Genomic DNA, 25,187 nt, shown 5'->3' on the forward strand with positions numbered 1-25,187 from the left:
TGAATCGATCGACCGGCACGTCACGGCAGGAGACAGGCAATGAAGTTCGAGAGCGGCGCGGTTGCGTCGGCACCCGTTTCAACCGATGTCACCGCAACGCTCGCCGCGCATGTCGCGCACGTTGCGAACGGGCACCTTACCGACGCTGACACCGAAGCGTTGCGCCGGCTTTTCCTCGACAACTTCATCGTGTCGGAATGGGGCGTGACGCGGCCGTGGACCGGCCAGATCGCGGAGTGGACGCGCCGCTTCGCCAACACCGGGGCGAGCCCCGTGCCGGGCTGCGAATGGACGGCGGAGGCTTCCATTGCCGCATTGGTGCATGGCACGGCATCGCACAGCTACGAACTCGACGATACGCACAACGCCACGCTCAGCCATCCCGGCGCGGCCGTCATTCCCGCGGCGCTGGCCGTGGCGGCGGACACCGATGCGTCGCAGGAACAGTTGTTCCGTGCGGTGGCCGCGGGCTACGAGGCGATGGCACTGGTCGGTATCGCGGCGGGTGGCCTCGAAACCGTGCATCGCGGTTTCCATCCCACGGCGATTTTCGGTGCCTTCGGCGCTGCCACGGCGAGCGCGGCGCTGCACGCCTTTCAACGCGGCGAACCGGTGACCGATGCGCTGCTGATTCGCGCATGGGGGCACGCGCTGTCGCAGGCCAGCGGATCGATGCAGTTCTCCGCGGAAGCATCCGGCGGGGAGGTGAAGCGGGTGCATGCGGGCTTTGCGGCCCGCAACGGCGTACTGGCCGCGGCGTTCGCATTGATGGATGCGGTCACGGCGCCGCGGCTCTCGGTCGAAGGCGTCTACGGGCTGGCCGCGTTGTTCGGCGGGCCGCTGCAGGCGGTCGTGCCGTCGGAGCGGCTGCAGATTCACGAGATCAGCTTCAAGCCGTACGCGTGTTGCCGCCTGTTCCATTCGACCATCGACGCGCTCGGCGAATTGACCGACAACTTCAGCGTACCGACCGCCTGCCTTCGCGAGATCGTCATCAGCGGCCCGCAACTGATCGCCGATCAGCACATGCTCGCGCGGCCCACGTCGACGATGGCCGCGCAATACAGCTGCCCGTACATCGTGGGCGCGACGCTCGCTTACGGCCCGTATCGCTACGACGTCTACGACGACGCGTTTCTCGACGATCCGCAGATCCGCCGCATCGCGGAGCGCGTGCGATTCGAATTCAGCGAATCGCTGACCCGTTACTACCCGACGCGATTTGCCACCGGCGCCGCGATTCGCTTCGAGGACGGCACGGCACGCTCGGCGATCGTGCTCGACAGCGTCGGCACACCTGCACGGCCGCTGACCGTCGAGCAGATTCTCGCGAAGGGCGACGGCCTCGCATCGCGGGCCCCGGCATCGGCGGCCGGCACGCAACTGGCCGCGCTGCTGTGGGACGGCGCCCAGGGCAGCCGTGCGCTGGCGCGGGCATTCGCACGAGCGTCGCACGAAACCAGCCGGCAATGGAGGCAAGCATGAGCCTCGAGTCGACCGCCGCATCGACGCCGGGCGTGACCCGCGAGCCGCTCCATACGAGGCACATTTCGTTCGAGGGGTTCCGGCGCAGCGACGGCCTGTTCGAAATCGAAGGGCAGGTCACGGACCGCAAGCCGCAGGACTTCACCCCGCCGAGCGGCCTGCGCGTGGTGCCGGCGAACGAGTCGATCCACGATATAGGCTTGCGGGTCGTATTCGATCTCGACATGATCGTGCGGGAGGTCAGCACGTTCATTCGAGCGTATCCGTATCGCGAGTGTCCGGGCGGCGGCGAATCGTTGCAGGCACTCGTCGGGCTGCGGATCGGGGCGGGCTGGAGCGGCGAAGTGCGCAAGCGCCTGCCGCCCGGCGACACCTGCACGCATTTGCGGGAAATCCTGATCCCGCTCGCGACGGCGGCCATTCAGGCCGTCAATCCGTTGCGCTCGCAAACGTTGCTGGATGCGACCGATGCCGGCGGCAAGCCGCTCAAGATCGACAGCTGCTATGCGTACGGTGCGTCGCGGGAACTCGTGATGCAACGCTGGCCCGCGTTTCACCGGCCGGTGCGGGATTGACCCCGCCGTGCGATGCATGACCTGACTCGATGCTGCCGGACGGCATTCCCCATGGACCCGCTATCGGACATTCTTTCCCTGCTGAGGCCCGGCAGCCAGTTCTACGCCGGGCTCGATGCCGCGGGCGCGTGGTCGTTCGCCTTTCCCGAATACGAAGGCATCAAGTTCGCGGCCGTGCTGCAAGGCGGCTGCTGGGCGATCATCGACGGCGTGGACGCGCCCATCCGCTTCGAGAAGGGGGATTGCTTCCTGCTGAACCGCGGGCGCCGGATCGTGCTGTCCACCGACCTCGCGCTCGAGCCGCAGGACTCGACGGCCGTGATGGAGGCGGTCGCGCGCGAAGGTATCGCGGTACATGACGGCGGCGGCGAAGTCCTGCTGATCAGCGGGTTCTTCGGGTTTTCCGACCGGCATGCCGCGATGCCGTTCGACGCACTGCCGCCGCTCATCAGTACGCCACGGACGTCCAGTCAGGCGGAGGTGCTGCGCTGGTCGCTCGACCAGCTGACGTCCGAGCTGCGCGATCCGCAACCTGGCGGCGCACTGGTGTCGAATCACCTGATGCATCTGATGCTCGTGCAGGTGCTCCGGCTTCATCTGGAGACGTCGCCCCCCGGAGCGTCGGATGGATGGTTCATGGCGTTGTCCGACCGGCGCATCGGTGCGGCCATCGGCGCGATTCACTCGAATCCGGCGCACCACTGGACGCTGGAGGAACTGGCCCGCGTCGCCGGACTGTCGCGGACGATCTTCGCGCAGCGCTTCAAGGACCTGGTGGGCGCCACGACGATCCATTACCTGACGCGCTGGCGCATGCTGACGGCGGCGAATCGGCTGCGCAGCGGCGACGACACCATCGCGTCGATTGCCTTCTCCCTCGGTTACGAATCGGAAAGCGCCTTTTGCACGGCATTCAAGCGAACGATGTGCTGTTCGCCGACGCAATATCGCCGGCAGCCGTAGGGCGCCGGTGCCGCCCGCGTAATTCTCCATTCAACCTGTCAGGCGGCGCGCAGCGCGCAGTCCGTCGGGCAAGTCACGGCCGTCATCGGGAAACCCGGCGCGGCTCCCGAGCGAAGGTCGCGGAAATTCGTACGATCGGAAAACAGAAGCGGACTATCGAGCAATGCCCGCGGGCCCCGCAAAAAATAACATCATGGTGTGTCCGATCAGGCAAGCCGGCGGCAGCCGGGAATCGGACGCTGGCTGACCGGCTTCGACACGCGTGCCGAAGTCGGGGCAACACACAAAAGTACAGATCAGGAGACAGCGGAATGGCAAGCAAGGATATGAGCCTCGAGGCGAAGATCGGCCGGCTCGTCGACGGCCACGAGATCAGGACGTTGATGTCGAAGTACTGCCACGGCATCGACAAGAAGGACGAAGCCACCTTCATGAGCATCTGGGCCGACGACGGCGTGTACGAACTGCCGCGCGGGCAGACCACCGGCCTTGACGGGATTCGGCAGCTCGTCCACAAGGTGTGGCGGGAAGTGCCGAAATGCCACCACCACATCACCAATCCGCTGATCGATATCGACGGCGACCGCGCGACGGCGAAAACCGACGTGATCTACTACCGGCAAACGGACGATGGCGTGCTGCAACTGCTCTCCGGGACGTATGCGTTCCGCTTCGCGAGAATCGCCGGCGAATGGAAGACGACCTATCTGAAGTTCACGAGTTTCGACACGGTCAGCCCGGTCTTCAAGGAAAACATCGGCGGGTGACGCGCTGATTCGACGACAGCGCCGGCGCCTGTCGGTGCTGCCGGGACGGGTCATGAACTCGTTAAATAATTAGGAATCCATTTCGAAGTGACGGTGTCGACATGTCAATGTCGGACTGCAATCAGTCTTGAATCAGCGAAGACAGAACGAGGAGGAGCGTGATGAATCACGATGCAACACCCGATTCGGGCCATTTGCCGGAAGGTTTCGAGGATCTTGAGCCGTTCCTCGCCGCGTGGAGCACACCGACGTCGCACGAGCGATGGATACGCCGAGCGGCGATGCCGTACGACGAGATCGTCAGGTTCTACGACGCGATGTTCGCGCGGGCAGAGGAAGCGACCGTCTACCTGGAGCAGTTCCCGCTGGACGACATGCCGGAGCCGGCCCGGAACCTGTTTCGATTGCTGCTTTCGCTGTGCCACGCATCCGTTGCGGTCGAGATGCACCAGGCGCCCGGTATCAAACACGCGCCGCCGGAACATGCATTGCAGATCGTGACGGGCTTCCAGCCTCACGGATGATTCCAGGCCTTCGCCGACGGGAATCTCGTTGCACAAAAAACAGGAAGGATTGCAAATGAATAATCCGATGGATTTCAACGGAAGTTTCACCGAATCGGTCGGCCTGGAAACGGGCGCCGTGCCGACATCGCTCTATACCGACGCCGCACAGTACGAAGTCGAGCGCGAGCGGATCTTTCGTCGCGCGTGGCTGATGGTCGGGCGCGTCGAGCGCATCCCGAAGCCGGGCGATTTCTTCGTGAAGCAGCTTGCGGTGCTCAACGCATCGGTCATCATCGCGCGCTCGGAGGACGGCGGGATTCGCGCGTTTCACAACGTCTGCGCGCACCGCGCGAACATCGTCGAACATCGCGCGTCCGGCAATGCGAAGCGCTTCGTGTGCCGATACCACAGCTGGGGGTACGACAATGCCGGGCAACTGGCGCACGTGCCCGACGAATCCGGGTTCTTCGGCCTCGACAAGAAGAAATGCGGGCTGACACCGGTCGCACTCGAGATCTGGGAAGGCTGGATCTTCATCAACCTGGCGACGCAACCGGAAGTCAGTCTCGTGGAATTCCTCGGGCCGATTGCCGACACGCTGGCCGGCATCGAGTACCAGAACCCCGATCACCCGATCGTGCTGCGCGGTGAATTCAACGCGAACTGGAAGGCGGTCGCCGAGAATTTCAGCGAGGCCTATCACGTGGCGTCGATCCATCCGAAGACGCTGGCGCCGTTCTACATCGGGCAACAAAACCCGTTCGGCAGGCCGATCAGCGTCCGACTTCACGGCCCGCATCGCTCGATGTCGTGGTGGCTCAACCCGATCGCGCAGCCGTTCGCGAAATCGAAAGTCGCGCAATGGCTGTTCTCGGCCGACCACTCGGTGACGGGTACCCGCAAGGCGGGGCAGGTCAACTCGGTCGTCGAGCACAAGGGCGTGAACCCGACGAAGCACGAGCACTGGGCGAGCGACGTCAACTGGTTCTTCCCGAACTGGCACCTGCAGATCTCGGCCAATCAGTTCTGGACGCACGAGTTCTGGCCGACGTCGGCGTCGACGACCGTCTGGGAGGCGCGTTTCTACTACAAGAAGGCGACGACGGTCCGCGAGCGTCTGCAGCTCGAACATTTCACGTCCCATATCACCGATTCGATGCTCGAGGACCTGGGCAACATCGAGAGCATGCAGGTTGGCATGTCGTCCGGCGCGAAGCCGGTCATCTACTTCAACGAGAGCGAAGTCCTGTGCCGGCACGGGATCGAGCAGGTCGTCAAATGGTCGGCGGCGCCGACGGCGAAAGGCGCGCTCGGCTGACCGGCGCAGCGGCCGGCCTCGTCGATCTCGCGCACGGCAACGGATCGGTCGAGGGTCGGGGCGGCCGGCGAGCGCGTGGCGTCGCATCGCCGGCCGGCCGGCTGAAGGATTGGGCCATCAATCGGGCAAGAAAAAACATGGCGAAGGGGCGGGCCTGTTCGCTCCGGAAGGCGGGGGCCGTCGGCCGCGCCGGACGGGCGCGTGCTCGCGCTCGCCGTTCCAGGAGGAGGCATGACGAGTGGGGTGGGCGGGCTGAAAGTCCGCGTGGCGGCGAAACGTGAGGAAGCCGTCGGCATTTGCAGCTTCGAGCTGGTCAGCACGGACGGCCGGCCGATGCCGGCATTTTCTGCCGGCTCGCATATCGACGTGGCGGTACCGGGCGGGCCGACGCGACAGTATTCGCTGTGCAACGCGCCCGAAGAAGGGCATCGCTATCAGATCTCGATACTGCGCGATCCGAACTCGCGCGGCGGATCGGCGGGCATGCATGATCGCGTGCAGGTCGGCGACGAGTTGGCGATCAGTGTTCCGAAGAACAATTTCCCGCTTGCGCACGATGCGACGCGCAGCCTGCTGATGGCGGGCGGCATCGGCGTGACGCCGATTCTCTGCATGGCGGAGCGGCTGGCGGCAATCGACGCGCCGTTCGAGATGCACTACTGCGCGCGTTCCCGCGCACGCACGGCCTTTCTCGATCGCATTTCCCGCGCGACGTATGCGCGGCACGTGCAGTTCCATTTCGACGATCAACCGGATAGCCCGACATTCGACGTCGCCACGCTGCTTGCACGGCCCGAGCGCGGAACTCATCTGTACGTGTGCGGGCCGGCCGGGTTCATGAACGCGGTGCTGGGCGTCGCTCGCGCGGCGGGCTGGCCGGAAGCGCAACTGCACTACGAGTTCTTTGCGGCCGGTGAACGCCCGGCGGCCGGCAGCGAACGCTTTGAAGTCGAGGTGCCGAGTTCGGGGCAGGTGGTGGTGGTCGAGGAGGACGAGTCGATCGTGCAGGCCCTCGCGAGAGCGGGAATCGAGATCGAGACGTCGTGCGGGCAGGGCGTCTGCCGGACGTGCGAGACGCGCGTACTGGCCGGCGAGCCGGACCATCGCGACGTATGCCTCACGCCTGCGGAGCGGGCGGCCAACGATCGACTGATGCCGTGCTGCTCGCGTTCGAAATCGGCACGGCTGGTGCTCGATCTGTAGGCCCGGGCGATCGCCGATCGCCCGGCAGGTTGATCCAAGGAGGAGACACGTATGGGAATCAGGATCGTATGGCAGGCAGAAAACCGTTCGAACGACGCGGACTTCGGCGGCGTGCGCGAGACCTATGGCGCGATGCTGAAGTTCGCGCAGCAGATTGCGCGGCCGGACACCGAGATCACGTTGCGCTACATGGAGGACGCCCCGCGGTCGTTCGCGAATAACCTGCTTTACCCGCGCGCCGTTACGAAGGTTCAGGTGGTGAACAGGGTCGTCGATGCGGAGAAGGAGGACTTCGATGCCGCGCTGGCCGGCGTCTGCATCATCGATGCGTATTCGCAGGAATGCCGGCAGGCGGTCAGGATGCCGGTGCTGGGCGGTGCGGAATCGACGATGCTGATGGCGCAGCTGGTCGGCAAGAAGTTTGCGTGGGTGACGATCGCACCCGCGTTCATCGAGCCGTTCGAAGCGCACATCCGGCTGCATGGTTGGGAACACCGGGCCATCCGGAACCAGCCGGTGCGGGCGCTCGATCCGTCGTGCTGGCCCGCGATCGTCGATGCCGCGAACGGCAAGCCGGATCGATGGATCGAGATGTTCGACGAAGCCGCGCAGGCCTGCGTGCGGGACGGCGCCGATACCGTGCTGTGCGGGTGCAATCCCGGCGGAGCGCTGCTTGCGCTGGCCGGCTACACCGAGGTGCGAGGGACGGGCGTGCCCGTGATCGTCGGGCCCGCGGCGATGGTGAAGCTGGCGGAGTCGATGGTCGACCTGAGGCGGAGCATCGGCCTGACCAAGTCGGAAGCGGTCGCCGGCGCGTATCGAACGACGCCGCCGCACATTCTCGAGGAACTCCAGGCGATGGGGAAAAAGCTGCTGGCATGAGGCCGGGGCGGCACGGGCCGAAGCCGTGCAGACGGCGTCGCGGATGACTTCCGCGCCGGGCCATGTGCCGCTTCTTGAGCGTGAGAGAGGGCCGGCCATGACGGCTGGCCCCGTGGACGCCCGCCATCGGCCGTCCGACGGAAACCGGGTTGCTCATGTGTGGCCCGGGCCTGACCGGCGAGGCAGTGGCAGGCGGCGGGAAGCAGGACGGGATACAGATCGATTCGGCTTTACCTTACATAACCGATTTATTTCGGATATCAAAATGATTAAACGGTTCGGAGATCGTCACTTTTCGTCGACGCAGAAGCTGTTCGCGTTCGGCATCGCGATGCTGCCTGCCTGCGCATGCGCGCAGAGCAGCGTCACCCTTTACGGAACGCTGGATGTCGGTCTTCTGTTTACGAGCAGGACAATGGATTCGACGACCCACGGCAATGCGGGCAAGCAGTTCAGTCTCATCAACGCGGGGCTGGAGCCGTCCGCCTTCGGTCTGCAGGGGCGGGAAGACCTCGGCGGCGGGCTGAAGATGTCGTTCAAGCTGGAGAGCGGCGTCAGCCTCGTCAATGGCGGTTTCGACAACAGCAACGGCAATTTCTTCGGCCGCCAGGCGTGGCTCGCGCTCGATGGCGCATTCGGCCAGTTGAAGGCCGGCGTGCAGTATTCGCCTTTCGTCCTGGCGATCTATGAGTCGGATCCGCGCAACGCCGGACAGTTTGGCACGGCGTTCTCGGTGTATGCCGACCAGATATTCTCCGGCACGTTCAATTCGAATGCCGTCACCTATGCGAGCCCGCAGATCGCCGGTTTCTCCACGAGCGTGATGGTTGCGCCCGGCGGGATGCCGGGAGACTTTCGCGCGGGGCTGCAGTATTCGGTCAGTGTTCGCTACCAGTATCAGGGGCTGGTCGTGAATGCGGCGATGTATGACTCCAGCGAAGGAAAGAACAACGCCGGATTGACGACATTCCAGCAGCCGTTCTCCGGGCGCATGATCGGCATGCTCTACAACTTCGGTTCGTTCACGGCGAAGGGGTCGTTCACCAGCTACAAGGTCCCGACGACCGTCGCCGGTGGTGTCGTGAGCGGTGGCGGCAACAATGTATGGAACATCGGGTTCGACTGGTACGTGCTTCCGCAACTGAATATCAACTCCGGCGTGTGGTATGTCCGGGATCCGCATGATTCGGCCAACCATGGTCTCGTCACGGCAATGACCGCCAGATACTTCCTGTCGAAATCGACGTCGCTGTACGCGCAGGTCGGGGCGGCGAACAATCACGGCCGCGAGCGTCTCGGCCTGTCGATCGACAATGCGCTGTACGGCGTACCGGGCACGACAGTCGGCGCGATTCTCGGGATCAACAAGCGTTTCTAGTCGAGCATGGCGTGGTCGCGATGCACTGCTACGCGTGATGCGGGGTCCGGCGGCTAGCGGCCTTGGCCTGTTCGTATGCCCGGTCGCACCGCCACCCGACGCCATAGCCGCATCGCTGTCATAATCCGCGCTTCCGGCGGCAACGGGTGCCGCCGGAAGCGTGTGCCCGTCCATACCCATGTCCGACCTGTTTTCCGCTGAACCACACCGTCCGCTGGCGGATGCGCTGCGCCCCACGTCGCTCGACGACGTGATCGGGCAGGCGCATCTGCTCGGCGCGGGCATGCCGCTGCGCCGTGCGTTCGAATCGGGCCAGCCGCATTCGATGATTTTCTGGGGCCCGCCCGGCGTCGGCAAGACCACGCTTGCGCGGCTCACCGCGCAGGCGTTCGACTGCGAGTTCGCCGCGTTGTCCGCGGTACTCGGCGGCGTCAAGGACATTCGTGCCGCTACGGCTCGTGCGCAGCAGGTGTTCGACGAAGCAGGGCGCCGTACGATCGTGTTCGTCGACGAAATCCACCGCTTCAACGAAACACAGCAGGCCGCGCTCTTGCCGTCCGTCGCGTCCGGCGCCGTCGTCTTCATCGGCGCGACGACTGAAAACCCGAGTTTCGAAGTCAATCGCGCATTGCTTTCACGTGCACGCGTCTACGTGCTGAAGCCGCTGGACGACGACGCATTGCGCGCGCTGTTCGCGCGGGCGCACGAGTCCGCGTTCGGCACGCTTTCGTTCGACGACGCTGCGCTCGACAAGCTGATCGACCAGGCGGACGGCGACGCGCGACGCTTCCTGAACCTGCTCGAACAACTGCGGACAGCGGCCGCATCGGCCGGGGTGACGACGATCGACGGCAGCTTCGTCGCGCGCGCGACGACAACCGGCGCGCGTCGCTTCGACAAGGGCGGCGAGCACTTCTACGATCAGATTTCCGCGCTGCACAAGTCGGTGCGCGGCTCGAACCCGGATGCCGCGCTGTACTGGCTGTGCCGGATGCTGGACGGCGGCACCGACCGCCGCTATCTCGCGCGCCGGATCGTCGCGATCGCGTACGACGATATCGGCCTTGCCGACCCGACCGGGCTGCGGATCGCCGACGATGCGGCCAAGACCAGCGATCGGCTCGGTGCAACCGATGGCGACCTCGCGCTCGCGCAGGCCGTGCTGTATCTCGCGTGCGCGGCGAAAAGCAATGCAGGCGGGATGGCGCTGATGCAGGCGCGGGCGTTCGTGCGGCAGGACCAGCCTCGCGACGTGCCGGCGCATTTGCGCGACGTGCGCGCTGAATTGACGCAAGCGCTCGGGCATGCGTACCGGAATCCGCACGACGAGCGTGACGGCTACGCGGCAGGCGAACGCTACCTGCCGGACGGCATGCGGGAACCGTCCTGGTACCAGCCGGCGCCGCGCGGCGTCGAGGCCAGGATCGCGGAGCGGCTCGACGGGTTGCGTCGACTCGACCGGGATGCTCCCAAGCGGCGCTGACGGGCGGCGCGCACTGTCGGCACGCATGCCCGATTCCACCGATGCGCTTTTCGAGCGATGCGCTTGCAGGCATGACTGCGGAGTTCGACTGGCGTTTTTAGTTTGTTTAGAGAAACAGTCGAATCGTGAATTTGTCTAGTCATCCTGACGGAAAGATCAGACGTAATGCACCAATATCGTGCCGCTAATCACTGCGAAGAGGCATGAAAAAGCCCCGTTATTAGGGGATTTCCCGCGTTTACCCGGTTTTTTTTGATCAACGCTTGTCGCTCCATTTTTCTTCTTGCATGCTTGTATAGACAAATTCCTGAGGCCGCTTGCATGACCGAAGGGATGACGAACTTCAACGCAAGGAGAAATCTCGTGAACGGCAAGCGCATCAAGTGGGCAGTCAGGACGATCGGCATCATTGCGGCGGCTGCGGCCACGCTTTCGGCACCGGTGCAGGCGAAGGAATGGAAGACCGTGACGGTGGCGCTCGAAGGCGGCTACGCGCCGTGGAACCTCACGCTGCCGGGCGGCAAGCTCGGCGGCTTCGAGCCCGAACTGCTCGCCAACGTGTGCGAGCGCATCAAGGTGCAGTGCAACATGGTCGCGCAGGACTGGGACGGGATGATTCCGGGGCTTCAGGCCGGTAAATTCGATATCCTGATGGATGCGATCTCGATTACGCCGGAGCGCGAGAAGATCCTGCTGTTCTCGCGTCCTTATGCGGCCACGCCCGCGACGTTCGCGGTCACCGATACGAAGATCCTGCCGAAGGCGGCGCCGGGCGCGCCGATCGTCAAGCTGTCGGGCGACACGAATGCCGACAAATCGACCGTCGACGCGCTGCGCAAGCAGCTGAAGGGCAAGACGATCGGCATCCAGTCGGGCACCGTCTACACGAAGTTCATCAACGACAGCTTCAAGGACATCGCGTCGATCCGCGTGTACAAGACTTCGCCCGAGCGCGATCTCGACCTCGTCGCCGGCCGCATCGACGCATCGTTCGACGATGTCACGTACTACGCGGCGAACAACGCGAAGAAGGACAACGCATCGATCGTGCTCGCGGGCCCGAAGCTCGGCGGACCGATCTGGGGTCCGGGCGAAGGGCTTGCATTCCGCAAGCAGGATGCCGACCTGAAGACGAAGTTCGATACGGCGATCGGCGCCGCGCTCGCGGACGGTACTGTGAAGAAGCTCGCCGACAAGTGGTTCAAGACCGACGTCACGCCGTAAGCGCACGTCCGGCCGCCGCCGCGCAAGCGGCATGAGCCGCGCGCGGCGGCGCGCATCCTGCCGATCCTATCAACGCTTGCCGGGAGGCACGCATGGCGATCCTTGAAATGCTGGGCTTCGGAACCGAAGGCTGGGGCGGCGTGCTGCTGCTCGCCGCGCTGATGACGGTTGCGCTGACGCTTGCCGCGCTCGCGGTCGGCGCCGTGATCGGCGCGGGCATCGCAGCCGCGAAGCTGTCGCGCTACCGCAGCGCCCGCCTGCTCGGCGACCTGTACACGACGGTGTTTCGCGGCGTGCCCGAGTTGCTGGTCATCTACCTGTTCTATTTCGGCGGCTCGACGCTCGTCACGGCTGTTGGCCAGTGGTTCGGCGCGGAAGGCTTCATCGGCGTGCCGCCATTCGTGATCGGCGCGCTCGCGGTGGGGATGATTTCCGGTGCGTACCAGGCCGAGGTGTATCGCGCGGCCGTGCTTGCGGTGTCGAAGGGCGAGCTCGAGGCGGCGCGCTCGATCGGCATGCCGAGCAGCATGGTCCTGCGCCGTATCCTGATTCCGCAGGTCCTGCGCTTCGCGTTGCCCGGCATCGGCAACGTGTGGCAGCTGAGCCTGAAGGATTCGGCGCTGATCTCGGTCACGGGGCTCGCCGAGCTGCTGCGCACGAGCCAGATCGCGGCGAATTCGACCCATCAGTATTTCGTGTTCTTCGTCGCGGGCGGCGCGCTCTACCTGGTCATGACGGGGCTGTCGAACCGCGTGTTCAACCGGGCCGAAGCGATCGTCGGCCGGTCGTTCCGCCGCAACTTCGCACGCAACTGACGGAGCGCACATGTCACTCGATTTCGATTTCCTGTTCGACACGCTGCGCCAGCTGCTCGCGGCGGTACCGACCACGCTCGGCCTGTTCTTCGCATCGCTGGTGCTCGGCGGCCTGCTGTCGCTCGTGATCGTCACGATGCGCGTGTCGCCGCGCTGGCTGCCGAACCGCTTCGCGCGGGCGTACATCCTCGTGTTTCGCGGCTCGCCGCTGCTGATCCAGATGTTCCTCGTGTACTACGGGCTCGGCCAGTTCGGCGTGATCCGCGAGAGCTTCATGTGGCCGCTGCTGCGCGAGCCGTACGTGTGCGCGGTGCTGTCGCTCGCGCTGTGTACGGCCGGCTACACGGCCGAGATCCTGCGCGGCGGGCTGATGGCCGTGCCGGTCGGGCAGATCGAGGCCGGCTATTCGATCGGCCTGTCGGGCTTCGCGCTGCTGCGCCGCGTGATCGGCCCGATCGCGCTGCGCCAGTGCCTGCCCGCGTATTCGACCGAAGCCGTGCTGCTGGTCAAGTCGACCGCGCTCGCCAGCCTCGTGACCGTGTGGGAGGTGACGGGCGTCGCGCAGCAGATCATCCAGCAAACCTACCGGACGACCGAGGTGTTCGTGTGTGCGGCCCTCATCTACCTGGGCCTGAACTTTATCGTCGTCCGCCTGCTCGGCGCGCTCGAATGGCGGCTGTCGGGCCACCTGCGCGCGCCGAAGCCGTCCGGCCCGCGTGCCGCCGACGCCCGCAATGCGCGGCGTGTCGCATCCTGACCGCATCCTTCCTTCCAGGAGAATCCGATGAACACCGCTGCTCCCGTCGCCCTGTCGGTCAGGAACATCCACAAGTCGTTCGGCGATCACCACGTGCTGAAGGGCATCTCGCTCGATGCGCATGAAGGCGACGTCATCTCGATCCTCGGTGCGAGCGGATCGGGCAAGAGTACCTTCCTGCGCTGCCTGAACCTGCTCGAAACGCCCGACGACGGCTCGGTCGCGCTCGCCGGCGAGGAGCTGAAGATGAAGCGCGCGCGCGACGGCAAGCTGCATCCGGGCGACCGGCGCCAGGTCGATCGCATCCGCTCGCAGCTCGGGATGGTGTTCCAGAACTTCAACCTGTGGTCGCACATGACCGTGCTCGACAATCTCGTCGAAGGTCCGCTGCGCGTGCAGAAGCGCAGTCGCGCGGAAGCGGTCGAGGAGGCCGAGGCGCTGCTCGCGCGCGTCGGACTCGCGGACAAGCGCGGCTACTATCCGGCGCACCTGTCGGGCGGCCAGCAGCAGCGGGTCGCGATCGCACGCGCGCTCGCGATGCATCCGAAGGTGATGCTGTTCGACGAACCGACGTCGGCGCTCGATCCGGAGCTGGTCGGCGAGGTGCTGCGGGTGATGCGCTCGCTCGCGGAGGAAGGGCGCACGATGCTGGTCGTCACGCACGAAATGGGCTTCGCACGGCATGTGTCGAACCGCGTGATGTTCCTGCATCAGGGCGAGGTCGATGCGGACGGGACGCCCGGCGAACTGTTCGGCGGCCAGTGTTCCGAACGCTTTCGCCAGTTCGTGTCGAGCCATCATGACCGCGCCGCGAACTGAGGCTGCCATGACCGTATTCCGTTCGGCACGGCCGCTCGACTGGCGGCAGGTTGCGGAGGTGGCGGCCGGCGCGCCGCTCGCGTTGACCGACGACGCACGCGGACGCGTCGTCGCGGCACGCGAACTCGTCGACGCAATCGTCGCACGCGGCATTCGCGCGTATGGCGTCAACACGGGCGTCGGCGCGTTGTGCGACGTGATCGTGTCGCCGGCGCAGCAGGGCGCGCTGTCGCGCAACATCCTGATGAGCCACGCGGTCGGCGTCGGCGCGCCGCTCGGTGCGGCGGAAACGCGCGCGATCATCGCGGCCGCGATCAACAACTACGCACACGGGCATTCCGGTGTGCGTGCGGACATCGTCGACCAACTGGTCGCACTGCTCGAACACGATTGCCTGCCGGAAGTGCCGGCGCACGGTTCGGTCGGCTACCTGACCCACATGGCGCACGTCGCGCTCGTCTGTATCGGGCACGGCCACGCGCGTCATCGCGGCGAACGCGTGCGCGGCGACGAAGCGCTGCGCCGCATCGGCCGCGAGCCGCTGGCGCTCGGCGCGAAGGAGGGGCTGAGTCTCGTCAACGGCACGCCATGCGTGACCGGGCTCGCCGCGCTCGCGCTCGCGCGCGCGGCACGGCTGATCGATTGGGCCGACTGGATCGCGGCGACGAGCTTCGAGAATCTCGGCGGCCAGCTCGCCGCGTTCGATCCGGCGTCGCTGGCGCTGCGCATTTCGCCGGGCATCGGGCACGTCGGCGCACGCCTGCGCGCGATGCTCGCCGACAGCGCGATGCTCGCCGCGGCGAACGGGCGGCATACGCAGGATCCGCTCAGCCTGCGCACGATTCCTCACGTGCACGGCGCGGCGCGCGACGTGCTGGCGGTGACGGCGGAAGTCGTCGACCGCGAGCTCGCGTCCGTCACCGACAATCCGATCGTCGCGGGCACGCCCGACGCGCCGGCCGTCCATTCGCAGGCGCATGCGGTCGGCGCCGGCATCGCGCTCGCGATGGACAGCCTCGCGGCCGCGATGGCGCAGGTCGCGGCGATTGCCGAGCGGCGGCTCGACCGCCTCGTCAATCCACTCGTGAGCGGGCTGCCGGCGTTTCTCGCGGCGCCGGGCGGCACGTGTTCCGGGTTCATGATCGCGCAGTACACCGCGGTCGCGCTGGTTGCGCAGAACCAGCGGCTCGCCGCGCCGGCGAGCCTCGACGGCGGCATCACGTCGGGCCTGCAGGAAGATCACCTGTGCCATGCGACGCCGGCTGCGCTGAAGGCGCTCGACATCATCGAGAACACCACACGCGTGCTCGCGATCGAGCTGCTGGCCGCCGCGCAGGCGTACGATCTGCAGGAGAACGGTGCGTCGCGCGCGGCGCCGACCGACGCGCTGTGGCGTTACGTGCGCGAACGCGTGCCGGCGTATCACGACGACCGGCCGCTCGCGGACGACATCGCGAGCGCGGCCGGCATCGTCGCGGGCGTACCGCCGTCGCTGGCGTGACGCAGCGGCGGTGCGAGGGCCGGCAGGTCATCCAACCTTCATTCGATCGAGGGCGCATGAACGAAGCGGAACGATACACGGCTGCCCGGCCGGGGGCCGTACCGGGCGACGACGTGCCGGCGCGCGCGCTGCCGGCCTACCAGCAGATCAAGCGCTACGTGGTCGAACGGATCGCGAACGGGGACTGGAAGCCCGGCGGCGCGATTCCGACCGAGGCCGAACTGGTCAAGGAGTTCGGCGTGGCGCGGATGACGGTGTCGCGTGCGCTGCGCGAGCTGACTGCCGAGCGGGTGCTGACCCGCATCCAGGGCGCGGGCACCTTCGTCGAGCGCCGTCACTATGAGTCGACGGTGCTCGAGATCCGCAACATCGCGGACGAGATCGCCGAGCGCGGCCATCGGCATAGCGCACGCGTGCTGATGATCGAAAGCAGCGACGATCCCGAAGCGATCGAAGCGCTCGGGCTTCGTGCGGGGCCGGTGTTTCATTCGCGCATCGTGCATTGCGAGGAGGGCGAGCCGATCCAGTTCGAGGATCGCTACGTCAATCCCGCGCTGTTTCCCGCCTACCTCGAGCAGGATTTCACGGTGGAGACGCCGAACCACTACATGGTGCGGCTCGCGCCGATCCAGCGTGCGGAATTCCGCATCTACGCGCAGAAGCCCGATGCGCAGGTGCGCCGGCACCTCGTGATGGAAATCGGCGAACCGTGCCTGCTGCTGCGGCGGCGCACGTGGGTCGGCGGACAGGTCGCGACGTCGGTGCAGTTGTGGCATCCGGCGTCACGGTTTCATCTGGCGGGGCGGGTGTAGGCAGGGGCAGGGCCGCTGCCGCCGATTGCCGTCGCTACCCGAAGGCGATCGTCGGGGCAGCTCGGGCAGCCGGCTGCCCGATGCGCAAACCCCGTGCGGCCGGCATTCAGGCCGCTTGCGCGTGCCGGTTGGCCGGGTACGCGAGCCCGAGATGCTCGCGCAGCGTCGCGCCTTTGTAATCGCGCCGGTACACGCCACGCTCCTGCAGGAGCGGCACGACTTTCGATGCGAACTCGGTGAACGCCGTGGGCGTGCCGCCGCGCACGATGAAGCCGTCGGTGGCGCGCGCATCGACCCACGCCTGCAGCCCGTCGGCAATCTGCTCGGGCGTGCCCGCGAACGCGGGGCGCGGCGTGGCCGCCTCGAGTGCGACCTCGCGCAGCGTGAGGCCGCGCTCGGCCGCGTCGCGCTTGATCGTGTCGGTGGTGCTGCGGAACTGGTTGCCGCCGAGTTCGCCGAGATCGGGGAACGGCGCGTCGAGCGCGTATTGCGTAAAGTCGTGGTGATCGAAGTAGCGGCCGAGATAGTCGAGCGCGTTGTCGATCGTCACGAGCCGTGCGGTGTCTTGATACTGCGCTTCCGCGTCGGCGGCCGATGCCGCGACGATCACGCTCGTGCCCTGGAACACCTTCAGGCTGTCGGGCGCGCGGCCGTGCGCCGCGAGCCGCTTCTGCACATCCGCATAGAAAGCCTGCGCGAGCGGGATCGTCTCCTGGCGCGTGTAGATCGCATCCGCATGCTCGACCGCGACGGCCTTGCCGTCATCGGACGCGCCGGCCTGGAACAGGATCGGGCGCCCCTGCCGCGAGCGGCCGATGTTCAGCGGCCCGGCGACCGAGAAGAATTCGCCGGCGTGATCCAGCGCGTGCAGTTTTTCCGGATCGAAGAACACGCCGCTCGCCTTGTCGCGCACGAACGCGTCGTCTTCCCACGAGTCCCACAGTCCCTTCGTCACGGTCAGGAATTCCGATGCGATCCGGTAGCGCAGCGCATGCTCCGGATGCTTGTCGCGCGAGAAATTCTTCGCGGAACCTTCGAGCGGCGACGTGACGACGTTCCAGCCGGCCCGGCCGTCGCTCAGGTGATCGAGGCTCGAGAATTGCCGCGCGACGGTGAACGGATCGCTGTACGACGTCGACAGCGTACCGACCAGGCCAATCCGTTCTGTGACCAGCGCGAGCGCGGACAATAGCGTGAGCGGCTCGAAGCGGTTCAGGAAGTGCGGGATCGATTTCGAGTTGATGTGCAGGCCGTCCGCGACGAACAGCAGGTCGAACTTTGCGGCCTCGGCCTGCCGCGCGAGTTCGCGCACGAAGTTCACGTTGATGCTTGCGTCGGCGACCGCATCCGGGTGCCGCCACGCGGACATGTTGCCGGACGCGCCCTGGATGATGGCACCGAGATGGATCTGGCGACGAGTTGCGGAAGTCGATTGGCTCATGACGGGAAGGAACGAGAAGGGGCGGGGGTCATGCGAACGCGGCGCGCGCGGGCGACGGGCGCGCGTCGGGCAGCGTGGGCAACGCGTCGAGCAGCGACGCGGTGTAAGGATGCGACGGCGCGTCGAACACTTTCCCGACCGGGCCGCTCTCGACCACGCGGCCGCGCCGCATCACGAGAATCCGGTCGGCGACGTGATGCACGACGCCGAGATCGTGCGAAATGAACAGCATCGCGGTGCCGTGCTCGGCCTGCAGGTCGGCGAGCAGGTCGAGCACCTGCGCCTGGATCGACACGTCGAGCGCGCTGACGGGTTCGTCCGCGACGAGCAGCGCCGGATTCGGCGCGAACGCGCGCGCGATCGCGACGCGCTGGCGCTGGCCGCCGGACAATTCGCGCGGATAGCGGTCGATGCAGCCGGCGCCGAGCCGCACTTCGTCGAGCAACTGCAGCACGCGGCGGCGGCGCGCGTCGCCGCGCACGCCGATCGCATCGAGGCTTTCCCCGATGACCTGGCCGACCGAGTAGCGCGGGTCGAACGAACTGTACGGGTCCTGCGCGATCAGTTGCAGCCGCGCGCGGCGGGCACGCCGTGCGGCTTCGGGCACACCGCTCCACGGTGCGCCGTCGAGCGCGACGGTGCCGCTGTCCGGTTCGGTCAGGCCGAGCACGATCCGCGCGACCGTCGATTTCCCGGAACCGGATTCGCCGACGATGCCGAGCGTCTCGCCGCGCGCCAGCGCGAACGACACGCCGTCCACCGCGGCAGGTGAGTCGTGGCCGCCGTAGCGCTTCGTCACCGCGTCGACGGCGAGCACCTGCGCACGAGCCTCGATCCGTTTGGGCGGCAGCGGGATGCGTGCGGCCGCTGCCGCGGCGTCGGCCTGCGGATCGGTCGCGAGCCGGAACCCGCGCGATGCGGGCGTCGGAATCGCGGCGAGCAACTGGCGCGTGTACGGATGCTTGGGCGCGGTCAGCACGTCGCGCGCCGGCCCCTGCTCGACGACCTGGCCGGCCCGCATCACGAGCACGCGATCGGCGAGTTCGGCGACGACCGCGAGATCGTGGCTGATCAGCAGCAGCGCGTCGCCGGCATCGCGGCGCGCGCGCAGCAGCGACAGGATCTGCCGCTGCACGGTCATGTCGAGCGCGGTGGTCGGCTCGTCGGCGATCAGCAGCGATGCGCCGCCGGCGAGCGCGGTGCCGATCAGCACGCGCTGGCGCAAGCCGCCCGACAACTGGTGCGGATACTGCGGCAAGCGCCGCTCCGGCTCGTCGATGCCGACTGCGCGCAGCAAGCCGGCGCTGCGTGCATGAACGTCGCGCCGCCGCGTATCGTGCAGCGCCTCGGCGACGAGATCGCGCACGCGCCACAGCGGATCGAGCGACACGAGCGCGTCCTGCAGCACGTAGCCGATCCGGCGGCCGCGAATCGCGCGCCAGTCGCGTTCGCGATGGCGGCGCGCATCGGAGCCGGCGATGTCGAAGCGTTCGGCATCCACCACGGCGTGCGGGCCGTTCAGCCCGACGAGGCTGCGCGCGGTGACCGACTTGCCGGAACCCGACTCGCCGACGAGCGCGACGCATTCGCCGGCATGGACGGCGAGGTCGAGCGGCCCGACGACGGGCCGCGTGCCGCGCGGGCCGCGGAACCCGATCGTCAGGCGTTCGACGTGGACGATGGGTGTAGGGTGCGAAGCGGGTGCGATGGCCGTCATGTCGTCTCCCGTCGTTCGAAGCGGGCCTGCCAGTAGCCGCCGAGCGCATTCACGGCGACGACGGCCGCGGTGATCGCGAGGCCGGGCCAGACCGCGATCCACCACGCGTTGTACAGGTAGTTGCGGCCCTCGGCGAGCATCAGCCCCCACTCGGCGGCGGGCGGCTGCGGCCCCATGCCGAGGAAGCTCAGGCCCGACGCGCCGATGATCGCGGTGCCGAGTCCGACGGTCGCGAGCACCGGCACCTGCGCGATCGCGTGCGGCAGCACGTGGCGCCACACCAGCACCGCCGGCGCGAGGCCGAGCGTGCGCGCCTGCTCGACATAGCCGGAACCGGCGACGACGAAGGTCTGCGCGCGCACCACGCGCGCGAAACGCGGCACCGATGCGACGCCGAGCGCGAACACGAGGTTCGTGGCGCCCGGGCCGGTAAACGAGATCAGCATCAGCGCGAGCAGCAGGTCGGGGAATGCTGACACCACATCGAGAAAGCGCGTGATCAGTTCGTCGAGCCAGCCGCGCGCGAGGCCCGCGAACAGCCCGAGCGCGGTGCCGAACAGCGTCGCGACCGCGATCGACGCCGCGCTGATCGACAGCGAGTAGCGGGCGCCGTAGACGACCCGCGAGAAGATGTCGCGGCCAAGCTGGTCGGTGCCGAGCCAGTGTTCGGCGCTGCTGCCGAGCTGCGCGGCCAGCGGATCGGCGGCCAGCGGGTCGTAGCGCGCGAGCCAGCCGGGGGCGATCACGGCGACCGCGTTCAGCAGCAGGTAGAGGGCGGCAAGCACGAGGCCCGGATGGCGGCGCAGCCAGCCGGCCGCACCGAGCGGCGCGCGAGGGCGCCACGACAGGTCGAGGGGCGTGGACATCGGATTCTCCGGTTCAATGCCGCGCGCGGCGGTCGCGCAGGCGGGGATCGATGAGGAGGTAGAGCAGGTCGACCGCCGTGCTGAGCGCGACATAGATCGCCGCCGACAGGATCGCGATCGCGAGGATCACCGGCATGTCCTTCGACAGCACCGCGTCGACGGTGATCTTGCCGAGCCCGGGCCGGCCGAATACCTGCTCGGTGATCACCGCGCCGCTCAGCAGCCCGCCGACGAGCCAGCCGGCGAGCGTGACGGCCGGCAGCGCCGCGTGGCGCAGTGCATGACGCACGCGCAGCGCGAGCCCGCCGATGCCCCACGAGCGCACCGTCAGCGCATACGGCTCGTCGAGCGCGCGCTCGATGCCCTGGCGCAGCACGCGGCCGATCACCGCGCCCTGTGCGAGCCCGAGCGACAGCGCCGGCAGCACGAGCGACGCGAAGCCGCGATCGCCGGCGACCGGGAACAGCTTCAGCGTGAAGCTGAACACGAACAGCAGCATGATCCCGAGCCAGAACGACGGCGTCGACGCGAGCAGCAGCTCGACGCCGGACGCGGCCCGCCCGGCCCAGCGGCGGCCGGCCGTCAGCACCGCGAGGCCGACCGCGAACACGAGCGTCACGACGAGAGCCGCGCCCGTCAGCTTCAGCGTCGGCCACAGCTGACCGATCACGAGCGGCGCGACGTCGGTGTTCAGGATGTAAGAGCGGCCGAAGTCGCCGTGCAGCACCCGCCACAGGTAGTGCAGGTACTGCAGCGGCAGCGGCTCGTCGAGCCCCCATTCCTGGCGGATCGCGGCTTCGATCTGCGGTGTGCTCAGCTGCTCGCCGATCAGGATGCTGACGATGTCGCCGGGTGCGAGATGCACGGCCGCGAACGACAGCGTGACCGCGGCCCACAGCACGAGTACGCCGGTGGCGAGCCGCGTCGCCACAGGTGAGTGCAGCCAGCGTCGCCACGCGGCCGGTGACGATGCGGGCGGCGCGGCGGGCGTGGGCGACGCGGCGTCATGAACGGAAACGGGTACGGCGCTCGGATGGTTCATGCTCGGCTTCTCCTGCCGGTGCCGCGCGCGGCGGACCGGTGTGGCTGACTCGCTTACTTCTTCACCCACACGTCGTACGGGTTCTCGGGCATCTGCGCGAACGGGCGGAAGCGCAGGCCCTGGACGGCCTTCGCGGCGGCGATCTGGTCCTCCGGCTCGTACAGCGGCACCGCGTATGCCTGCTCGTTGATCGCGAAGTGCTGCAGCTCGCCGTACAGCGTCTTGCGCTCGGTGACGTTCTGCGTGCGCGCGGCCGCCTGCAGCCAGCGCGTCAGTTCCGGCGCCGCCGCGCGGCTGTAGTTCAGCGCGCCGCCGCGATCGATGGGCAGGTAGTGGCCTTCGATGTCGATGCCGTCCGGCGGCGTGTTCGAATTCGCGATCGAGCCGAACTTGCCGGTCTTGCGCGCCTCGACGTACGTGCCGTCGTCGACGTACTGGATCTTCAGGTCGACGCCGAGCCGCTGCCGCGCCTGGGCCTGCAGCGCCTGCAGCAGCACGTCGCGCTGGTCGCGCACGGTCGCCTGCGCCTGGATCACCGCGATCGTCAGGCGCTCGCCGTTTTTCGTGCGGTAGCCGCCGCTGTCGCGTGCGCTCCAGCCGGCCTCGTCGAGCAATTGGTTGGCAAGCTTCGGGTTGTTGCCGTAGGTCTTCTCGATGCGCGCATCGTAGAGCGGGTCGATCGGCGACGTGATGCCCCACGCGCGTGTGCGTTCGCCGCGATAGATCGACTGCACGATGCCGGTCGCGTCGAGCCCTTCGAGCAGCGCGCGGCGCACCTTCACGTCCTGCGTGGGGCCGTAGCCGACGTTCAGGAACAGCGAGTACGGCGTGCCGGTGTTCAGCGCGTGCTGGTAGGTGAAGTCCGGATTCTTGCGGATCAGCGCCGCGTCGTTGCCGGATACGCCCTCGATCACGTCGACCTGGCCGGACAGCAGCGCGCCGGTGCGTACCGACGACTCCGGCAGGAACCGGTAGACGATCCGGTCGAGGTATGCAGGGCCCTGGTGGCCCGCCGTCGGCGGCGCCCAGCGATAGTCGGGGTTCTTCGCGAATTCGATTTCCTGCCCTTTCACGTAGCGGCGCAGGATGAACGGGCCGGTGCCGGCGATATCGGTGCCGCCCGACTTCAGGCCCGGCCGGTCGAACGCGTTCGGCGACAGTAGCGCGAACCGGCCGGCAAAGGTCAGGAATGGCGCATACGGCGCGTCGAGCGTGATCACGACGGTGCGTGCGTCAGGCGTCTTCACGTCCGCGACGTGCAGGATCTGCCCCGCGAGCTGGCTGCCGCCCGAATACGCCGGATTGCGTGCGTTCAGGAAGTTGCGCGCGACGGCCTGCGCGTCGAGCGGCGCGCCGTCGCTGAACTTCACGCCGTCGCGCAGCGTGAACGTGTAGGTCTTGCCGTCGGCCGACACCTTGTAGCCGGTCGCGAGCCACGGCACGAAGCTGCCGTCCGGCTTGCGCGCGAGCAGGCTTTCGTACACGTTGCGCAGCAGCAGCTCGACCTTGTCCTGGCCGTTCAATTGAGGATTCAGCGTGCGCGGCTCGCTTTCGACGCCCCAGGTCAGCGTGCCGCCGGTGACGGGCGTGCCCTGGGCAAACGCCGCGTGCGGCAACGCGAGTGCGAGCAGCAGCGCGGCCGATGCCGTGCGGCGCGACGCGCGGTGAGCGGAATCCGGAAAAGCGAATGTCATGCGGGGCAATCCTTCACGAGTGGTGTAGCGGGTGGAACAGGGCACGGAGAAGCGGGGCGTGACGCGGCTACCGGAACGGAGCGCGTGGCGCGTCATGCGCTCGCGCGAAGACGCCCGGCGTCCGGAGCGGCATCTGCCGCCGGCGGTTCCCGGTAGAGATCCGGGATCAGGATCTTTCTCAGCCAGACGAGCGGCGTGCCGAGCGTGTTCGTCGAGCGGTCGAACGCGACATAGCCTTGCCGCTCGTAGTACGGCTGCAGCCATGGATGATTGGTCGCGGTCGCGAGATAGGTCGCGGGCGCCTTGACCTGTTCGGTCAGGAACTGCGTTTCGACGTGGCCGAGCAGTGCGACACCGAGTCCCTGCCGCTTGAATGCGGGGGCGACCGCGAACCAGTGCAGGAACGGATACGGCGTACGGTGGCGCTCGCCGGACACCCACGGGAACCGTACGGTCAGCGTCGCGGCAGGCGCGCGGCGGCCGTCGGCGTCCGCGCGTTCGAGCACGAAGGTCGTTTCGCGCGCAACCGTCTGCGCGACGTGCTCGATCGGCGAGCGAATGATGTTGAAGTGCACGCCCTGCGGCACGAGCGGCGCATACGCGTCCTGCAGCAACGCATAAAGGGCCGGCACGTCGTCGGCGCCGGCAATGCGGATCGTATCGGTCATTGCGTTGCGCCTTCGAGGTCGGGTTGACGCGCGACGGCGGAGACGTGCGGCGTCTGTGGCGGTTTTTCCGTCGCGCGTTGCAATGCCACGGGGTCGCTGGCGTCTGCCGACGCACCGGCCAGCAGCCGCAGCGACGCAATCCTCGGCGCAGCATCGGCAAGCGGCGTGTCGACGACGAATTCCGCGATCCCGTAGCGGCGATGCAGCGTGTCGAGTTCGCGCAGCACATCGTCGCGCGTGCCGTGCACGATCCGCGTCTCGCGCGCGTCGATCCGGTGCGGGCCATCGCCCGCCTGGCGGATGTACGCGTGCGCCTGTTCGAGACTGCCGACGTTGACCGCCGGCGTGTCGCCCACTTGCACGCGAAAGCCCTGATGCCCGCTCGCGAGCCGGGCGGCGGCGTCGCGCGTGGCGGCGACGATCACCGATACGGCGAGCAGCGGCGTGCGGCCGCCGGATGCGTGGCGGTACGCGTCGAAGCTGCGTTCCAGATCGGCGGTGGAGGCATTGAGGTGCGACGCATAGACGAACGCCCAGCCAAGCTGCGCCGCCAGCGCCGCGCTTTCGGCGCTCGCGCCGAGCAGGAACGGCTGTGCGGCGGCGGGCGGAAGCGGTGTCGCGTGCAGCGTGGCGGCTTCGTGCCCCGTGTCGTCCGGTGATGTGCCGTCGCCCTGCAGATGGCGGTTCAACTCTGCCGCGAGATCAGCGAACGACGCGCGCCGCGCCGGGTCGTAGCCGGCCTGCAGCGCGCGCGTCGACAATGGCAGCCCGCCCGGCGCCTTGCCGATGCCGAGATCGACGCGATCGGGCGCAAGCGTCGCGAGCAGGTTGAAGTTCTCGGCGATCTTGTACGGGCTGTAGTGCTGCAGCATCACACCGCCCGATCCGACGCGAATTCGCCGCGTGTGTGCGAGCACATGCGCGATCAGGATTTCCGGCGACGGGCACGCGAGCGCGGCCGTGTTGTGGTGCTCGGCGAGCCAGTAGCGGTGATAACCCGCATCGTCGGCGAAGCGCGCGAGCGACACGCTGCGCGCGAGTGCGTCCACGGCGGCTTCGCCCGGTGCGACGGGGCTCTTGTCGAGCACGCTCAGGCGAAACGGAAGGGCGGGCAGCGCTGCGGCGGAATGAAGGGCGTCGGACGTCATGAGCATGCGACCGGCGCGGTTCGAAGCGGCACGATCAACTGGTTAGGCATGCCGGATTATTTTTCGCCGCCGTTCGCACGGTCAAACAATCAAGAAGAATATCGAAAGCCGAAAATATTCGTT

General features: G+C 67.4%; 23 protein-coding genes. 16 read left to right on the forward strand and 7 right to left on the reverse strand.

The features are described 5' to 3' along the window. Window positions 1-39: 39 nt before the first annotated feature. The 16 genes from G3O06_RS02440 to hutC all read left to right on the forward strand — a co-directional run bounded on the left by G3O06_RS02440 (window position 40) and on the right by hutC (window position 16,488). Window positions 40-1,485, forward strand: coding sequence for an MmgE/PrpD family protein (locus G3O06_RS02440; protein WP_205814834.1), 1,446 nt, complete (start codon window positions 40-42; stop codon window positions 1,483-1,485). Beyond that, a complete protein-coding gene (locus G3O06_RS02445; protein ID WP_241019463.1) occupies window positions 1,482-2,060 on the forward strand; it encodes a DUF2889 domain-containing protein in 579 nt (192 codons plus the stop codon). The genes G3O06_RS02440 and G3O06_RS02445 overlap by 4 nt, the downstream gene beginning before the upstream one ends. A 51-nt stretch (window positions 2,061-2,111) precedes the next feature. After that, window positions 2,112-3,023: an AraC family transcriptional regulator gene (locus G3O06_RS02450; RefSeq protein WP_174968660.1), complete on the forward strand. Its 912-nt coding sequence runs from the start codon at window positions 2,112-2,114 to the stop codon at window positions 3,021-3,023. A 311-nt stretch (window positions 3,024-3,334) separates the two neighbouring features. Continuing rightward, complete coding sequence (locus G3O06_RS02455; RefSeq protein ID WP_174968659.1) at window positions 3,335-3,790, forward strand: nuclear transport factor 2 family protein; 456 nt, start codon at window positions 3,335-3,337, stop codon at window positions 3,788-3,790. A gap of 161 nt (window positions 3,791-3,951) precedes the next feature. Then, window positions 3,952-4,314, forward strand: coding sequence for a hypothetical protein (locus tag G3O06_RS02460; protein WP_205814836.1), 363 nt, complete (start codon window positions 3,952-3,954; stop codon window positions 4,312-4,314). A gap of 55 nt (window positions 4,315-4,369) precedes the next feature. Then, the gene (locus G3O06_RS02465; protein ID WP_205814837.1) at window positions 4,370-5,614 is read left to right on the forward strand and encodes an aromatic ring-hydroxylating dioxygenase subunit alpha; all 1,245 of its coding nucleotides are present in this window, start codon (window positions 4,370-4,372) and stop codon (window positions 5,612-5,614) included. A gap of 231 nt (window positions 5,615-5,845) precedes the next feature. Continuing rightward, entirely contained in the window at window positions 5,846-6,817 is a 972-nt protein-coding gene (locus G3O06_RS02470; protein ID WP_205814838.1) for a PDR/VanB family oxidoreductase, read from the forward strand. A gap of 51 nt (window positions 6,818-6,868) precedes the next feature. Next, window positions 6,869-7,699 carry an aspartate/glutamate racemase family protein gene (locus G3O06_RS02475; RefSeq protein WP_205814839.1) on the forward strand — a complete coding sequence of 277 codons (831 nt, stop codon included), beginning with the start codon at window positions 6,869-6,871 and terminating at the stop codon, window positions 7,697-7,699. Window positions 7,700-7,742: 43 nt separating this feature from the next. After that, complete coding sequence (locus tag G3O06_RS02480) at window positions 7,743-9,077, forward strand: porin (RefSeq protein ID WP_241019464.1); 1,335 nt, start codon at window positions 7,743-7,745, stop codon at window positions 9,075-9,077. 178 nt (window positions 9,078-9,255) lie between these two features. Then, entirely contained in the window at window positions 9,256-10,560 is a 1,305-nt protein-coding gene (locus G3O06_RS02485) for a replication-associated recombination protein A (protein ID WP_205814840.1), read from the forward strand. Between the two features lie 363 nt (window positions 10,561-10,923). Beyond that, window positions 10,924-11,784 carry a transporter substrate-binding domain-containing protein gene (locus G3O06_RS02490; protein WP_205814925.1) on the forward strand — a complete coding sequence of 287 codons (861 nt, stop codon included), beginning with the start codon at window positions 10,924-10,926 and terminating at the stop codon, window positions 11,782-11,784. 92 nt (window positions 11,785-11,876) lie between these two features. Next, window positions 11,877-12,599 (forward strand): ABC transporter permease subunit, encoded by a 723-nt coding sequence (locus G3O06_RS02495; protein WP_046546595.1) that lies wholly within the window; start codon window positions 11,877-11,879, stop codon window positions 12,597-12,599. Between the two features lie 10 nt (window positions 12,600-12,609). Then, the gene (locus G3O06_RS02500) at window positions 12,610-13,356 is read left to right on the forward strand and encodes an ABC transporter permease subunit (RefSeq protein ID WP_174968652.1); all 747 of its coding nucleotides are present in this window, start codon (window positions 12,610-12,612) and stop codon (window positions 13,354-13,356) included. A 27-nt stretch (window positions 13,357-13,383) separates the two neighbouring features. Continuing rightward, window positions 13,384-14,175 (forward strand): ATP-binding cassette domain-containing protein, encoded by a 792-nt coding sequence (locus G3O06_RS02505; RefSeq protein ID WP_039353363.1) that lies wholly within the window; start codon window positions 13,384-13,386, stop codon window positions 14,173-14,175. Window positions 14,176-14,182: 7 nt separating this feature from the next. After that, window positions 14,183-15,676: a histidine ammonia-lyase gene (gene hutH, locus G3O06_RS02510; RefSeq protein WP_205814841.1), complete on the forward strand. Its 1,494-nt coding sequence runs from the start codon at window positions 14,183-14,185 to the stop codon at window positions 15,674-15,676. Between the two features lie 56 nt (window positions 15,677-15,732). Next, the gene (gene hutC, locus G3O06_RS02515) at window positions 15,733-16,488 is read left to right on the forward strand and encodes a histidine utilization repressor (protein ID WP_089449236.1); all 756 of its coding nucleotides are present in this window, start codon (window positions 15,733-15,735) and stop codon (window positions 16,486-16,488) included. 106 nt (window positions 16,489-16,594) lie between these two features. Here hutC and G3O06_RS02520 read toward each other — a convergent pair whose 3' ends face one another. From G3O06_RS02520 to G3O06_RS02550, 7 genes are all read right to left on the reverse strand, one after another. After that, complete coding sequence (locus tag G3O06_RS02520; protein WP_205814842.1) at window positions 16,595-17,929, reverse strand: LLM class flavin-dependent oxidoreductase; 1,335 nt, start codon at window positions 17,927-17,929, stop codon at window positions 16,595-16,597. A 28-nt stretch (window positions 17,930-17,957) separates the two neighbouring features. Beyond that, entirely contained in the window at window positions 17,958-19,646 is a 1,689-nt protein-coding gene (locus G3O06_RS02525; protein ID WP_205814843.1) for an ABC transporter ATP-binding protein, read from the reverse strand. Beyond that, a complete protein-coding gene (locus G3O06_RS02530; RefSeq protein ID WP_205814844.1) occupies window positions 19,643-20,512 on the reverse strand; it encodes an ABC transporter permease in 870 nt (289 codons plus the stop codon). The genes G3O06_RS02525 and G3O06_RS02530 overlap by 4 nt, the downstream gene beginning before the upstream one ends. A gap of 13 nt (window positions 20,513-20,525) precedes the next feature. Then, window positions 20,526-21,554, reverse strand: coding sequence for an ABC transporter permease (locus G3O06_RS02535; RefSeq protein WP_205814845.1), 1,029 nt, complete (start codon window positions 21,552-21,554; stop codon window positions 20,526-20,528). Between the two features lie 53 nt (window positions 21,555-21,607). Then, on the reverse strand, window positions 21,608-23,248 hold the full coding sequence (locus tag G3O06_RS02540) for an ABC transporter substrate-binding protein (protein WP_205814846.1): 1,641 nt from the start codon (window positions 23,246-23,248) through the stop codon (window positions 21,608-21,610). A 92-nt stretch (window positions 23,249-23,340) separates the two neighbouring features. Continuing rightward, complete coding sequence (locus G3O06_RS02545) at window positions 23,341-23,916, reverse strand: GNAT family N-acetyltransferase (protein ID WP_205814847.1); 576 nt, start codon at window positions 23,914-23,916, stop codon at window positions 23,341-23,343. Further along, on the reverse strand, window positions 23,913-25,064 hold the full coding sequence (locus G3O06_RS02550) for an MsnO8 family LLM class oxidoreductase (RefSeq protein ID WP_205814848.1): 1,152 nt from the start codon (window positions 25,062-25,064) through the stop codon (window positions 23,913-23,915). Before G3O06_RS02550 ends, G3O06_RS02545 begins: the two co-directional genes overlap by 4 nt. Window positions 25,065-25,187 lie beyond the last annotated feature (123 nt).

Origin of the sequence: Burkholderia sp. Ac-20345 (genome assembly GCF_017104825.1) — a bacterium.
In the GTDB taxonomy this organism is placed as follows: domain Bacteria; phylum Pseudomonadota; class Gammaproteobacteria; order Burkholderiales; family Burkholderiaceae; genus Burkholderia; species Burkholderia lata_B.